The sequence below is a fragment of the Microbacterium sp. Root166 genome (assembly GCF_001427145.1).
In the GTDB taxonomy this organism is placed as follows: domain Bacteria; phylum Actinomycetota; class Actinomycetes; order Actinomycetales; family Microbacteriaceae; genus Microbacterium.
The window spans coordinates 1,737,899-1,753,123 of record NZ_LMGL01000001.1; the positions used below are offsets into that span (position 1 = coordinate 1,737,899).

At 70.2% G+C, this 15,225-nt stretch carries 9 protein-coding genes (1 of these 9 running past the window's edge); 8 read left to right on the forward strand and 1 reads right to left on the reverse strand.

Features of this window, described 5'->3' with window-relative positions; all coding sequences use genetic code 11:
* Nucleotides 1–7,535 carry the 3' end of a hypothetical protein gene (locus tag ASD56_RS07730; RefSeq protein ID WP_055963305.1) on the forward strand. Its footprint begins 22,792 nt before the window's first position, so 7,535 of the gene's 30,327 nt are visible here — the last part of the coding sequence; its start codon lies beyond the left edge, outside the window; it ends in the stop codon at nt 7,533–7,535.
* 112 nt (nt 7,536–7,647) lie between these two features.
* A complete protein-coding gene (locus ASD56_RS07735; RefSeq protein WP_055963308.1) occupies nt 7,648–8,088 on the forward strand; it encodes a nitroreductase family deazaflavin-dependent oxidoreductase in 441 nt (146 codons plus the stop codon).
* 46 nt (nt 8,089–8,134) lie between these two features.
* Here the strand turns inward: ASD56_RS07735 and ASD56_RS07740 are convergent, their stop codons facing one another.
* Nucleotides 8,135–9,625, reverse strand: coding sequence for an NCS2 family permease (locus tag ASD56_RS07740; protein WP_082541316.1), 1,491 nt, complete (start codon nt 9,623–9,625; stop codon nt 8,135–8,137).
* Between the two features lie 123 nt (nt 9,626–9,748).
* Between ASD56_RS07740 and ASD56_RS07745 the strand changes: the two genes are divergently transcribed.
* The 6 genes from ASD56_RS07745 to ASD56_RS07770 all read left to right on the forward strand — a co-directional run bounded on the left by ASD56_RS07745 (nt 9,749) and on the right by ASD56_RS07770 (nt 15,212).
* Nucleotides 9,749–11,224, forward strand: a complete 1,476-nt coding sequence (locus ASD56_RS07745) for a cell division protein PerM (RefSeq protein WP_055963311.1) — start codon at nt 9,749–9,751, stop codon at nt 11,222–11,224.
* Nucleotides 11,225–11,255: 31 nt separating this feature from the next.
* Nucleotides 11,256–11,861, forward strand: coding sequence for a phosphoribosylglycinamide formyltransferase (gene purN, locus ASD56_RS07750; RefSeq protein WP_055963313.1), 606 nt, complete (start codon nt 11,256–11,258; stop codon nt 11,859–11,861).
* A 20-nt stretch (nt 11,862–11,881) separates the two neighbouring features.
* Entirely contained in the window at nt 11,882–13,486 is a 1,605-nt protein-coding gene (purH, locus tag ASD56_RS07755; RefSeq protein ID WP_055963316.1) for a bifunctional phosphoribosylaminoimidazolecarboxamide formyltransferase/IMP cyclohydrolase, read from the forward strand.
* The gene (locus ASD56_RS07760; protein ID WP_055963318.1) at nt 13,486–13,818 is read left to right on the forward strand and encodes a hypothetical protein; all 333 of its coding nucleotides are present in this window, start codon (nt 13,486–13,488) and stop codon (nt 13,816–13,818) included. Before purH ends, ASD56_RS07760 begins: the two co-directional genes overlap by 1 nt.
* A gap of 6 nt (nt 13,819–13,824) precedes the next feature.
* Complete coding sequence (locus ASD56_RS07765; RefSeq protein WP_055963321.1) at nt 13,825–14,202, forward strand: hypothetical protein; 378 nt, start codon at nt 13,825–13,827, stop codon at nt 14,200–14,202.
* Nucleotides 14,203–14,543: 341 nt separating this feature from the next.
* Nucleotides 14,544–15,212, forward strand: coding sequence for a WXG100-like domain-containing protein (locus ASD56_RS07770; RefSeq protein ID WP_235565594.1), 669 nt, complete (start codon nt 14,544–14,546; stop codon nt 15,210–15,212).
* The last annotated feature ends 13 nt before the right edge of the window (nt 15,213–15,225 follow it).

The window sequence follows — 15,225 nt, forward strand, 5'->3', positions numbered from 1 at the left end:
TCGGCCTCGTCGCGAGCATCTCGCTGTTCGGCGTCTTCGCGACGCAGTCCGCCGGTGCGCTGGCGGCGTTCGACGGGTCGATCTACGGCTCGGCGAGCCTGCGCGTGCAGTCGACGGCATCGGGGGCGGTGACGGCGACGATGCGCGCTGCGTCCGGCGGCACCATCGACGTCACCACGGCCTCGGCCACGGCCGCCATCGGCTCCACCGCCTCGACGGTCGCGCGCTACGGCTCGGGTGTGCTCGTCGTGAACGGCGCGGTGGGCGTCGGCGCGGCTCAGACGACGACCGCGAACGCCACGACCGACAGCAACGGCGGCGGTGCGGTGAGCTTCCGGGACAGCACCGCGACGGCGACCATCGACGCGGCGGCGCACGCCTCGACCGCGGCGCGGCAGACGTTCGGCACCGGAACGTCGGTGCGGGCGACGGCGAACCGCACCGTCGACGCGTTCGGCGGCCAGGTGGGCGTCTCGCTCGGAGGCGGATCCTCGCTCGTCGCGACCGCCCGCATCGGGTCGGCCGCGCGCACCGACGCGCTCATCCTTCCCGGCGCGGTCATCCACGCCCCCGACGCCGCAGTCGTCGTGGAGGCGGTCTCCACCAACCGCGCCGACGCGGGCGCCGGCGCCGTCGGCATCGGCGTGATCGTCAACGTCGGCAACTCCGACCCGCGAGCCGAGATCCTCGGCGCGACGCGCGCGCAGATGGCCGCCGGCATCCCGTTCGCGGCCAGCCTGCGGGTGGAGGCGCGCAGCGCCGACCTCGCGCTGGCCTCGCTCGAGAGCCGCAGCGGCGGTCTCATCGAAGTCGGCGACGGCGTCGCGGTGGCCAACGTCGACACCGACGTGACGACGGATGTCGGCGGGGGAGCGAACGCACCGATCATCGTGCGGGGCGACGCCGACCTCGTCGTCGACTCGCAGCCGCGCGCGGTGAGCGACACCCAGTCGAGCTCCGGCGGCGGTGTGCGCGTCGCACACAACGCGGCCGTCGCGACGAACCGCACGTCCGTCGTCCTGGACATCGCCGACGGCACTCCGCTCGCCGCGGGCGGCTCCATCACCCTCACCGCCCGTCAGAACACCGTGGAGCAGCCCGGACCCGTCGGCCTCTCGTTCGACGCGGTCGAGGGCGTCGACACCGGCACGGAGCAGATCGTCCTCTCGGGCCACGGCCTCGCCGACCTGGCGCTCGTCACCTACGACGCACAGGGCCAGACGCCGGTCGGCGGCCTCAACCCGGGCGATCCGTACCGCGTCATCGTCATCGACCCGAACCGCATCGAGCTCGGCGCGCTGCTCGCGGGCGGCCGCGCGACCGGCGCGGACGACACGCTGTGGTTCGGCTGGTACCTGAGCATCGGCGGGTTCTTCGAACTCTCGCAGCCGCGCGAGCACGGGCTGCGCGAGGGCCAGCGCGTCATCTACAAGGCGCCGGCGGGCTCGGTGCCCGGACTCGTCTCCGGCAAGGCGTACACGGTGAAGATCGTCGACGAGTTCCGCGTGCAGCTCATCGACGCGGAGACGCCGGCGGCGCCCGTGAGCTTCGCGAGCTCGTCGATCAGCGGCGACGGGCTGCGCATCCTCGCCTCGAACGGCTACGCCGTCGGTGCGGCACTCGAATACGTGGCACCGGCGTCGCTCGCGCAGTTCGCCGGCGCCTTCGTCGAAGCGCGCCAGTGGACCGCCGACGACCCCGCGAACGACCGCGAGGCCGGGCAGCTCATGGTCATCGACGGCAACATCCAGTACTTCGGCACCGGCGACGACTCGATCGCGATCCGCGACCACGGCCTCACCACCGGCCGCGAGGTCTGGTATCAGGCGACCTCTTCGGTCATCGGAGGCCTGTCGAACGAGCGCTCCTACTGGGTCATCGCGGTCGACGGCGACCGGATCCGCCTCGCCGACTCTTACTGCGAGGCCGTCGGATTCGCCGGCGACAGCACCTGCTTCGAAACGGTCCAGACGGGTGTCGACGAGGACGACAACCCGATCTTCGAAGACATCCCGATCGAGATCGCCGCGCTCGTCCTCGCCGCGCAGTACGGCGCCGACACGGTCCACACGCTCTACGACCCGGCGGCCAAGCCCGTGCTCGGACTGCGCAACGGCCAGCGGTACTACGTCGTCGCGCGCGACGACGCCGGCTTCAGCGTCTCGGCGTCTGCGGGCGGCGCGGCGATCGTCCTCGGCGCGGGCGGCGGCACGAGCTCGTTCCGTCCGGCCGTCGTGGATCTCGGCGACGCGTCGATCGCGCTCGGCGACAAGCAGCGCCTCACCATCGACCTCACCGCGGACGGCACCGGCACGCAGCAGTTCGTGCCGGGCACCGTGGAGCTCGCTCTCGCCGGCGGCGGCGAGTTCACCGAGTCGTTCGTCGACGGCGGCGGCGGCGGGTTCATCTCCACCGGAGAGACGGAGCCGAGCACGACGGTCTCGGCCGACGTCGACTTCATCATCGGCGACGGTGCGAAGCTCAGCGCCGGCGGGGATGTCGACGTGCTCGTCTCGTCGCACGTCGCGGGCAACGCCGAGGCGCGGTCCCGTTCGGGCGGCGCCATCGACATCAGCTCGTCGCGCTCGCGCGTGAGCGCCGAGGCCACGACCGACATCGTCTTCGGAACGGGCAGCGAGGTCGACGCGGGCGGCTCGGTGAACGTCCTCTCGCTGACCCGGGCGAGCGGCAAGGGCAAGGCCGACACCAAGGCAGGCGGCTTCGGCACGGGCGTGAGCGCCTGGGTCCGGCTCTCGCTCATCGCCCTCTCGACGGTGACGCTGAACGGCAGGATCACCACGGGCGACGACATCCGCGTGAACAACCAGTCCGCGTTCTTCGCAGACGCGTGGATGAATGCGAACAGCGCATCCGTCGGCGGCGCCGCATCGGGCGGCGAGTGCGACATCCAGGTGAACGACGGCCGCAACACCGGCTGCCACACCTATGGCCGCAGCGCGAACGTCATCAACGTCGGCGGGACCGCCTGGCTCGAGGGCGACGACGTCTCGCTGCGCGCGGCCCTGGCCGGCAGCAGCATGCGCGACGAGGGCTACTCCCGCGGCGAGGGCGTCGGTCAGGACGCCGACGCGCGGGCCCAGGTGCGGGTCGACTCGGCGAGCGTGATCGAGATCTTCAGCGGCGCCAAGATCATCGGCCGGCAGAGCGTCACGCTGACGGCCGACCAGGGCGGCGAGGGCACCGTGGATCTGCGGGCGCACGCACGCGCCAGCTGCGGCTGCCTGGGCGGAGACACCGACGCCGACTCCCGCGTGACGTTCAACGGGGAGTCCCGGATCACCGCGCACCGTTTCGCGATGGTGAAGACGGCCTCGCTGCTGGTGCAGGCGCTGCAGAGCGCCGTGGCCGTCAACGCGACGACCTCGCGCTCGGGTGCGGCGTTCGACGGCGGCAGCCAGAGTTCGCCGGAGAGCGCGTCGACGACCCGCAGGATCCAGTGGAGCGCCGACGTCATCCTGCACTCGCCGACGCCGCTGCTCGTGATCGATGAGGACGGCCGCGTCGTCGAGCTCCACGGGCTGACGGCCTCGGCCAACGGCTCGACCCTCGCCGTCGGATCCCTCGTCGCGTCGGGCGCGGTCATCGAGGTCGCGCCCATCGAGAACGACGGCGGCGGCGAGGCTCGCTTCGTCGCCAACCACGGCTCGCACCCGGCGGTCGTGCAGCGCGTCGTCTACGACGGCGTCGCGCACGACGGCACCTGGCGCATCCAGAGCACCTTCGACTCCGTCACGATCCATAACCACTCGGATCGCGAGCTGCACATCGACCGGATCTCGGTGGTCAACCTCGACGCGAACCCGGCCGCGGAGGTCGAGATCGTCTCGCCCGACAGCGAGGGCTTCCGCTTCCGGATCGCGAAGCCGCTGTTCCCGGCGACCCTCGTCGACATCGCGAACCTCGGCACGCCGGGAGACCGCGACCTCGTGCTCGAGGGCCTGATCGACAACCCCATCGGCACGACGCTGATCGTCAACGACGAAGGCGACATCCTCGCGGCCGACACGGGAGCGATCCGCACCAACATCGCGCGCCTCGACGCGCCGCGCGGAACGATCGGCCGCTGGACCGGCGGCGGTGAGTTCCTCGCCCGCGAGCAGATCGACATCACGCTCGTGCAGTCGGACTACCTCGTCGACGAGGTCGACCCCACGCGCCCCGTCTCGCTCATCGCCGACGCGGCCGAGGACGTCGTCCTCGACATCACGTACATCGCGCGGATGACAGCCGACTCCCCGTACATCGCCACCGCGTTCGCACCCCAGCTGGGTCCGATCCACGCCGGCCGCGACATCGACATCGTCGTGCACGATTCGCTCACCGGCGACGACCGGGCGTCGTTCACGGCGTTCAGCATCCACGTCGAGGCGCAGGATCCGGGGGCGGCCGACGGAGACTTCGAGGTCTACTACTACCCGGATCAGGCCTGGCCCGGCTTCGACGATCCCGTGCTCATCGCCTGGGGCACGGCGAACGAGCTCGCCGACTCGACCTACCTGTTCAGCCTCGCCGCAGGCGACGACATCCAGGTGCTCCATACCGAGACCGGGACCACCATCCCGATCCTCGCCTTCACCGACGTCGACGCGACGCTGGTCGCCATGCGCGACTGGACCGTGGCCTACTCGTCGACGAACGGCGACGGCGAGATCACGATGCTCACGAACGGCTTGCTGCAGGTCGTCGAGACGGTGGGGGATCTGCGGGTCGGCACGATCACCTCGACCGAGGACGACGTGAACCTCTGGGCTCTCGACACGTGGGCATCGATCCTGGATGCCGGCACCGTCGACGACGGCTCGGCACGCGTCGCCGGCGGCATCGTCCAGCTCGTTGCGGGCGCCGCGTCGGGCCGCATCGGCGGAGGCGAGGTGCTCGCTCCGGCGGTGCGGGACCACCTTGAGATCGACGCGCGAGAGCATGTCACCTCGTTCGCAGGCGGTGACACGCTGCTCGACCAGGTGGCCGGCACCCTGTCCGTCGACTACGTGCAGTCCACCGCCGGGGACGTCGCCATCCGGACCAGGAGCGGATCCATCCTCGCCGCACCCGTGGACGGACGGGTCATCGCCGACGGCGGCATCGGCGACGGATCGATCGACCTGATCGCCCTGGGCGGGCGGATCGGCACCGACAGCGCCGACCGATCCGGCGACCTCGTCATCGACACCGGCCGATTCGGGCGCCTGTACGCCGTGAGCGACACCGTGCCCGACCCGGAGCCCGAGCCCGAGCCGCTGCCGGGAGAAGAGCCCGAGCCGCCGGTCGAGCCCGAGCCGCTGCCCGGTCTCGGGGGCATCTTCCTCACCGAGGCGATCGGCACGCTCGTGGTGCTGCGGGCCGAGACCGACGACGGCGACGTGCGGCTCACCGCTCCGTTCGTCGCGAGCCAGGAGCCCGCGAGCCTGTACGTGACGACCTCCGGCGAGACGATCGACGGATCCGAGACGCTCACCGAGGGCCGCGTCGTCGCGACCGGCGAGGTGACGCTCCTCGTCGGACAGGACGTCGTGGCGCCCGCGGGCACGCTCATCCAGGGCGACACGGTCACGATCCGGGCGTCGTTCGGAAAGCCGACGGCTGCCGACGGCGGATCGTCGCTCTACTTCGGCGGCACCATCGCCGCCCTCCCGATCGCGATCTACGGCGGCCTCGCCGACGATCTGTTCGTCTTCGACGGCACCCTGCTCGTCGGCCACACGCTGGTCTACGGCGGCGTGGAGGAGACGGGCGAGCTGCCGACGGGCGACGACACGTTCGAGGTCATCCGGCTTCAGACGATGACGGGCGCGCACCTCATGCCCGGTGTGCCGGTGATCCCCCTGGTCCCGCTCGAGCCCGCCACCCCGATCGGCGAGGAGCCCTTGCCGCCGCTGCCGCCGATGGTCGCGCCGGAACCGGTGGAATGGTTCGCCGGACGCGCGGTGCGCCACTCGCTGGTCATCTACGGCTTCGACGGTGACGACGACGTCACGGTGCAGACGTGGGGCGGCGCCGACACCGATCCGCTCGGTCACGAGTACGAGATCATCGTGCGCGGCGGGGGAGTGCCCGGGTTCGACACCCTCACGGTCGAGGGCACCGACGAAGCGGACGTGTTCCTGTTCCGCGCGCTCGCCGGGGTCCCGGGTCACCCGGATGCCTCCCGCCCCGCATTCGTCGCCGCGGTCAACGAGACGGCCGGCACGGCCGAGCGCATCGTCTACGACCGTGGCACCGCGCGACTCACCGTCATCGGTAACGACGGGGACGACACCTTCGCGTTCGACGACAACAGCACCGCCACGACAGTGCAGGGCGGCGCAGGTGCCGACACCTTCATCGTGGGCCAGTTCCACCCCGCACCCGCCGTCGAGCCGGCGGTCCAGCCGGGCGACGCGTTCCAGACGGTCGAGACGGAGTTCGGCTGGCTGAGCCGCGGCGCCACGTTCGCGCTCGTGCTCTACGGTCACGACGGCGATGACGTCTTCCGGGTCAACCGGCACGCGGCCGAGCTGCGGATCGAGGGCACCGTCGGGAACGACCTGTACGACGTGCGGGCCGTGCGCGACCCCGACGGCGCCTACCTGCAGAACGGTGTGCTCTGGCTCGAGGGCACCGCGGACACCTCGGGGGCGCCTGGCGAGGAGACGCTCCTCATCCGCACCGCCGGCGCCGCGGGCGACATCGACGTCCGCTACCTCGCGCAGGAGGTCCTCATCCTCGGCGCGGGCCTGCACATCATGACGCGTCTCATGGACGGCGCCACGGTGCTCGCTGTGCCGTTCGCCGTGCCGGCGCCGGTCGTCCTGCCCGCCGATCTGCTGCCGTCGCCCTGGGATCTGCTCACGGTCCCGATCCCGGTCGAGATCTCCCGTCTCCCCGGACTCGTCATCATCACCGAGTCCGGCGGCAGCACCCGGCTCATCACCGGCATCCAGGAGGTCGACAGCTACAAGATCCGGCTCACCGTGCCCGCCACGGAGCGCGTCTACATCGCCATCTCGGGCGCCTACGCGGGCGGCCTGCTCTACGCCGTGGTGTCGGTCGACGGCGGCGTGACGTACGGCGAGGACGCGGTCCTCGTCATCGAGCCTGGCCAGGTCGGGCCGTTCGAGATCTTCGTTCGGCTCGTGCCGACCATCGCGCCGCACGGCATCGGGCTCTTCGCCTTCGTGCCGTCCGCCGAACCCGGCCCCGGCATGATCGTCCAGACCATGAGTCACGTCGTCTCGAGCGCCGACCCGCGCTTCGACTCGGCGCGCGCCGCGAACGTCTACATCAACCTCCCGCCGCCGCTCGTTCCGTCCAGCGAGGATCCGGACGACCCGACGGATCCGACCGACCCGACGGATCCGACCGATCCCGGCGGAGACGGCGGAGGCTCGGGTACGTCCGACGGCGGCGACGCCGACGGTTCGGAGGACGGTCTTGCGGTGACGGGCGAGGAACCCGACATCCGTCTCCTCGGCTTCGCGCTCCTCGCGCTCATGCTCGGTCTCGCGCTCGTCCTGTCTCGGCGCCGCCGGGCCTGACCGCCTTTCGCCGAGACCGCAAAACCGCACCTAGATCGGCTCGCGCACGGTGCATTCGTGCGGTCTCGGCGTCAGCGGTCTCGAGGCTCCGGGATCGGCTTAGGGTGAAACCATGCCGCTGACCGGAGAGTACGAGCCGTCCACGTCCGAATGGGCCCGCAAGCAGGCCGAGACCTTCGAGGCCTCGAACGGCCAGAAGGCGAACCTGCTGCGCGGAGTGCCGATCATCGTCCTGACCACCGTCGGGGCCAAGAGCGGCAAGCTCCGCAAGACCGCCCTCATGCGGGTCGAGCACGGCGGCCGCTACCTCGTCGTCGCCTCGAAGGGCGGTGCCCCGGACGAGCCCAAGTGGGCCGCGAACATGCGGCGCCAGCCGCACGTCGAGCTGCAGGACGGCGCCGACAAGCGCGACTACCTCGCCCGCGAGCTCAGCGGCGCCGAGCGCGACGAGTGGTGGCCGCGCGGCACCGCGGTGTGGCCGGACTACGACAACTACCAGGCGAAGACCGACCGCCTGATCGCGATCTTCCTGCTCGAGCCGATGGGCGAATGAGAACAGGGGATGCCGCGGGCCGCGGCATCCCCTCTCTCGTCGTTCGTCAGCCGGCGAGCAGCGCCTCGACCGGTCCGCGTGCGAAGTAGACGAGGAAGCCTGCGGCGACGATCCACAGCAGGGGGCTGATCTGCTTGGCCTTGCCCGAGAGCGACCGCACGATCACCCACGAGATGAAGCCGGCGCCGATGCCGTTGGCGATCGAGTAGGTCAGCGGCATCACGGTGACGGCGAGGAACACCGGCAGCAGGACCGAGAAGTCCGAGAAGTCGATGTACCTGATCTGCGCCATCATCAGCGCGCCGACGATGACCAGAGCGGATGCCGCGACCTCGCTGGGCACGATCGACACCAGTGGCGTGAAGAACATCGCCACGAGGAACAGCACGCCGGTCACGATGTTCGCGAGCCCCGTGCGCGCCCCTTCGCCGATGCCGGCGCCGGACTCGATGAACACCGTGTTGGACGAGGCGGACGCGTAGCCACCGGCGACGGCGCCGACGCCCTCGACGATCAGCGCCGACTTGATGCGCGGGAAGTCGCCCTTCGCGTCGGCGAGACCGGCCTCCTTCGACAGGCCCGTCATGGTGCCCATGGCGTCGAAGAAGTTCGTGAAGACCAGGGTGAAGACGAGCATGAGCGCGGCGAGCACGCCGATGCGTTCGAACGAGCCGATGAGGTCGACGTCGCCGATCAGCGAGAGGTCGGGCACGCTCACGAGCGACGCCGGAAGCTCGGGCACCGAGAGGCCCCAGCCGCCCGCGTTGACTTCGTCGCCGTCGAACTTGGGTCCGATGTTCCAGATCGCCTCGACGACGACGGCGACGACCGTGCCGGTGACGAGACCGATCAGGATGCCGCCCTTGACCTTGCGGGCGACCAGGATGCCCGTGAGCAGCAGCGTGAACACGAAGATCAGCGTCGGCACGGTGGCGACCGAGCCGTTGATGCCGAGGCCGACCGGGGGAGAGGATGCGCCCGTGGCGGTGACGAACCCGGCGTCGACGAAGCCGATGAAGGCGATGAACAGGCCGATGCCGACCGTGATCGCGAGCTTCAGCTGGATCGGGACGGCGTCGAAGATCATGCGCCGCAGCCCGGTGGCGGCCAGCAGCACGATGATGAGGCCGTTGATGACCACGAGACCCATGGCCTCCGGCCACGTGACCTGGCCGACGACCGACACGGCGAGGAACGAGTTGATGCCGAGACCGGCGGCGAACGCGAACGGCAGTCGCGTGACCAGGCCGAACAGCACCGTCATCACACCGGCGGTCAGCGCGGTGACGGCGGCGACCTGCGGGAAGGCGAGGCTGTTGCCGTCGACGTCCACACCGCTCGACAGGATGATCGGGTTCAGGATGACGATGTAGGCCATCGTCACGAAGGTCACCAGGCCGCCGCGCACCTCGGCGCCGACCGTGGAGCCTCTGCGGGTGATCTCGAAGAACCGGTCCAGCGCATTGCGCGGCTCGGGAGTCGCGCCCGGCTCGTCGGGCTCGTCGGTGCGGGTATCGGGCGTGGGGACTGTGCTCATGAATGACCTCCGCAGACGACGTTAGCGCCCGTCCGCCCGCTCCGATGCGCTGATTCCGGATGCCGCGCCGGGCCGGGCCGTCGGCGTCCGGGTGAGCCGTGCCTGGGTAGGGTCGATGGCGCAATGCATCGCCTCATCGTCGCCGTTCTCGCCGCAGTCGACGCCGCTATCGCCGCGGCCGTCGGCGTCGCGGCGATCCTCGCGCCGTTCACGCTGCTCTGGGTGTTCGGGCTGGGCGCGGCGGCCGACTGGGCGACGCTCTGGCCTTCGGCGGTGACGGTGTGGCAGTTCGGCCATCTGGTGCCCGTCGCCGTCACGCTGCCGGCCGAGTACATCGTGGCCGCGGGCATCGATCCGGCCGCGGCATCCTTCGTCCTCTCCCTGGCGCCGCTCGCGTTCGCCGCGTTCACGGGCATCTTCGCCGCACGGTCGGGCGTGCGCGCGTCGCAGGCGGACGCCTGGCTTACCGGTGTGCTCACGGGGACGATCGTGTTCGGCGGCCTCACCGCGCTCGCCGCCCTGACCGCCCAGAACCTCATCGCCGACACCGAGCTGTGGCAGGCGATGCTTCTGCCCACCCTGATCTTCGCGCTGCCCGCCCTGGGTGGCGCCGTCGTCACCGAATGGCGCGAGGCCGGGGCGGGCCTGATCGCCCGGCTTCGCGAGCGCGTCGAGGCCGCGCGGCACGGCTGGAGCGACGTCCCCGCGCTCATCGCCCGCGGCACGGCTGTCGTCGTCGTCGGTCTGGTCGGGCTCGGCGCCGTGCTCACCGCGGTCGCCCTGCTGCTGCAGGCGGGCGAGGTCGTCTCGCTCTATCAGGCGGGCAACGTCGATGCGCTCGGCGCGACCCTACTCACGCTCGCGCAGGCCGCCTATCTTCCCGTTCTGCTGGTGTGGGGCATCGCCTTCGCCGCAGGACCGGGGTTCGCCGTCGGCACCGACTCCGCCGTCTCGCCGGCTGGCACCCAGGCCGGCGTCGTTCCCGGCGTGCCCATCCTCGGCATCCTGCCCGAATCGACCACTCCCTGGCTGCTGCTGCTCGCGCTGATCCCCGTCGCGCTCGGCGCCTTCGCCGGATGGATCGCGCGCTCGCGGTTCGTCCACGCGGGTGCACCAGCGGCGGTTGCGACGGCGCCGGAGTCGCCTGTGGTCGTCGACGACGCCCGGACCGCCGCCGTCCTCGGTCTCCTCTCACCGCCGGTGGCGCCCGAAGCAGACGTGCACGACAGCGCCGACGATTTCCTGCACGACGACCACGAGCCCATCGCGGCGCGACTGGTGGTCGTGGCGGGCATCACGGTGCTCTCGGCTGCAGCGGCCGCCCTTCTCAGCGCCGCCGCGTCGGGTTCGCTCGGACCCGGGCGACTGGCGGAGTTCGGCCCGCAGCCGGGCGCCGTGGCCCTGGGGATCGGGCTCGAGGTCCTGGTGGGCGCCGCCATCCTGCTGCTCGCCCCGCTCCGCCGCGCGCACCACCGCATCATCGAGGACTCCGGGGTCGAGACGCACGACGACGCAGAGCGGATGCCGCAGCCCCCCGCGCCTGCAGAGGGATCCCGGTCCGAAGACCTCAATGCGACGCTCGATCTCGGGCCGCGATAGGGCACCCCGGGCGCGCCGGTAGACTGACCGGGTGCTCACGGTCGCGGTCCTCATCTCGGGCACCGGTTCCAATCTGCGCGCCCTGCTCGATGCGGCCGCCGACCCCGGCTACCCCGCGCACGTCGTCGTCGTCGGCGCCGACCGCGAGGCCGAGGGCTTCTCGCACGCCGAGGAGTACGGCATCCCCTCGTTCATGGTCCCGTGGGCGCAGTTCGCCTCTCGCGAGGAGTGGGGGGCCGAGCTCGGCGCCCAGCTCGACGTCTGGAAGCCCGACCTCGTCGTGCTCAGCGGACTGATGCGCCTGCTGCCCGCGTCGCTCGTCGACCGGTGGGCGCCCCGCATCATCAACACCCACCCGGCGTACCTGCCGGAGTTTCCCGGGGCCCACGGGGTGCGCGACGCGCTCGCCGCCGGCGTCGACCAGACCGGTGCCAGCGTCATCATCGTCGACAACGGCGTCGACTCGGGGCCGATCCTCGCCCAGGAGCGCGTGCCCGTGCTGCCTGGTGACGACGAGCACGCCCTTCACGACCGCATCAAGCCCGTCGAGCGCCGCCTGCTGATCGACGTCGTCCGCCGCATCGCGACCGGCGACCTCGATCTCGCCGTCGCGGCGTCCGCATCTTCCGCTTCCTGACCCCGAACGAGGAGCCACCCATGGCCGGCCCGAGCCACGACCCTGCCCTGTACCGTCACCGCGACCTCGTCCCCGTGCGCCGCGCACTGGTGTCGGTGAGCGACAAGACGGATCTGCTCGCGCTCGCCGAAGCCCTCTCGGTTGCGGGAGTCGAGATCGTGTCGACCGGATCGACGGCGGCCACCATCCGCGACGCCGGCTTCGCGGTCACCGACGTCGCGAGCATCACCGGGTTCCCCGAGTCCCTGGGCGGGCGCGTCAAGACGCTGCACCCGAGCGTGCACGCCGGCCTCCTCGCCGACCTGCGTCTCGAAGACCACGAGCAGCAGCTGGGCGAGCTCGGCATCGAGCCGTTCGAGCTCGTGGTCGTGAACCTCTACCCGTTCGTCGAGACGGTGCGCTCCGGCGCCCAGGGCGACGAGGTCGTCGAGCAGATCGACATCGGCGGTCCCGCGATGGTGCGCGCCTCCGCGAAGAACTTCGCCAACGTCGCGATCGTCGTCTCGCCCGAGTCGTACCCGTCGATCATCGGCGCACTGGGTTCCGGCGGCACGACGCTGATGCAGCGCCGCGAGCTGGCCGCGCGCGCCTTCGCGCACACGTGCGAGTACGACAAGGCCGTCGCCACCTGGTTCGCCGAGGAGACGCTCGCCGGAGCCGACCTGCCGCAGCACCTCACGATCAAGGCCGAGCGCCTGGCCACCCTGCGCTACGGCGAGAACTCGCACCAGCGCGCCGCGATCTACTCCCGCGCCGGAGGCCATGGCATCGCCCAGGCCACGCAGCTGCAGGGCAAGGAGATGTCGTACAACAACTACGTCGACGCCGATGCCGCTCTGCGTGCCGCGTTCGACATGGTCAAGCCCGCCGTCGCGATCATCAAGCACGCGAACCCCTGCGGCATCGCCGTCTCGGCCCCGAATGCGCTCGACCCGATCGCGAGCGCGCACCTGCGCGCTCATGAGTGCGACTCCGTTTCCGCCTTTGGTGGAGTGATCGCCGCCAACCGCACCGTGACGCTCAAGATGGCCGAGAACCTGCGCGACATCTTCACCGAGGTCATCGTCGCCCCCGCGTTCGAGCCGGCCGCCCTCGAGGTGTTCAAGCTCAAGAAGAACCTGCGCGTGCTCGAGCTGCCAGCGGACTGGCAGCAGGAGCGCATGGACGTGCGGCTGGTCTCCGGCGGGTTGCTGCTGCAGGACGCCGACCGCTTCCCCGACGACATCGAGTCCGTGGCCAAGGACTGGCAGCTCGTCTCGGGCGAGCGCCCCGACGACGACGAGATGACGAACCTCATCTTCGCCTGGAAGGCCTGCCGGGCCGTCAAGTCCAACGCCATCGTGCTCGCCAAGGGATCGGCCACCGTCGGAATCGGCATGGGCCAGGTCAACCGGGTGGACTCGTGCCGGCTCGCGGTCGAGCGGGCCGGTGACCGCGCCGCAGGGTCGGTCGCGGCATCCGATGCCTTCTTCCCCTTCGCCGACGGTCCCCAGGTGCTCATCGACGCGGGGATCCGCGCGATCATCCAGCCCGGTGGCTCGGTGCGCGACGAAGAGGTCATCGAGGCGGCCCGCAAGGCGAACGTCACAATGTTCTTCACCGGAGAGCGCCACTTCTTCCACTGATGGACGTCGCCGAACTGATGCGGATCGTGCGATCCGAGAAACTCGAGACGCCGATCCTGTACGGCGACGCACCTCCTCGCAACGACGCGGTCGTGCTCGAACACGCCGGCGCCGAGTGGAAGGTCTATCTCGCCAACGAGCGCGGTGGGTTCCATGCGTCGACGGTGAAGCTGTTCGACAGCGAGTCGGACGCACTGGAGCATGTGCTGCTCAAGGCTCGCCAGAGCCTGAAGTCGAAGCGTTCGCTTGAGTCCCTTGAACGGCGGCAGGCCCGTACGACAGTCGGTCAGCAGCGAGCAGACATCGAGCGCCTGCTCGAGCAGGAATCGTGAGAACGAATGGTCAAGCAGGTTTCCGTTTTCCAGCCGGACTCGGTGCGGACGGCCGGCGACGCGCGGCCGCTGCTGAATGAGGAGCGGCTCTCGGACGACGAGCAGTCCCTCGTGGGCGCGTACCTGGACGCCGGCGCGGTCGTGATGCACACCACAGCGCGCGGAATCGACATTCTGCGCAACGATGAGCCGGTCGTCCCCATGACGATCAAGACCGACGGCGAGTACGTGTGGACCGGCCCGGTGACCTACTACGTGCAGACCCACGGTGTCGCTCCCGACCCGGGCTTCCTCGAATATGTGCGTGCGCGCGGTTACCAGAATCGCGTGCCGGACAAGGCTGAGATCGACGCGGCCGCTCAGTTCTTCACGCCCGGACGCTGAATCCGCCCGCGGTGGAATTGTGCATGGGTACTTGTCCCCATCGTGGCGATTCCACCCCTGCGTCTAGGCTCGTCCTGGAGGTACGCCCGTGGGAATGATGTTGCCGAATGAGCTTGTCTGGGTGATGGAGAAGCTCGGGTTCGAGTGGCCGGACATTGACGAGGATGAGGTTCGGAAGGGCGCGACGCTGGTGCGCAACTTCGGGTCTGATCTGGAGGATCGACTCGCGACGTGACGGCGNATGGGTACTTGTCCCCATCGTGCGATTCCACCCCTGCGTCTAGGCTCGTCCTGGAGGTACGCCCGTGGGAATGATGTTGCCGAATGAGCTTGTCTGGGTGATGGAGAAGCTCGGGTTCGAGTGGCCGGACATTGACGAGGATGAGGTTCGGAAGGGCGCGACGCTGGTGCGCAACTTCGGGTCTGATCTGGAGGATGTGATCCAGGCGGTCGACCGCAAGGTCAACGGCGATATCGCGGGGGCGATGCGGGGGCAGACGGGTCCGGCGACGATGGGGGCGTGGAACACGAACCGGTCGCAGAATCTGCAGCAGCTGGTGGACATCATGCCGCCGGCGTCGCAGGCGATGGATATCGGGGCGGATGCGATCTTCGCGTTGAAGATGAAGGTCATCGTCGATGTGACGACGACGCTGATCGCGTTGGTGGCGATGCTGACGAACCCGTTGACGGCGATGGGTGCGGGGCCGATGCTGCTGATCAAGAAGAAGCTGCTGAACGCGGCGGTGGACATCGCGGTGGAGCAGCTGCTGAATCAGTTGGCGCCGATGGCGATCGAGCCGTTGGCGGAGCAGCTGCCTGCGGTGATCGACGCGATCCTGGATGCTCCGATGGTGGAGGGGCAGGTGGGGGACTCGGACGAGTTCTACGCGGACCTGCAGGCGCTGGAGGAGGCGCAGTCCACGATGAAGGTGCACGGCGCCGACATTCAGACGTTGACGTCGAACTTCTTCGCGGAGTTCTCCGCCCTGAACTTCGGAGATGACTGATGAGCGCGCTCAA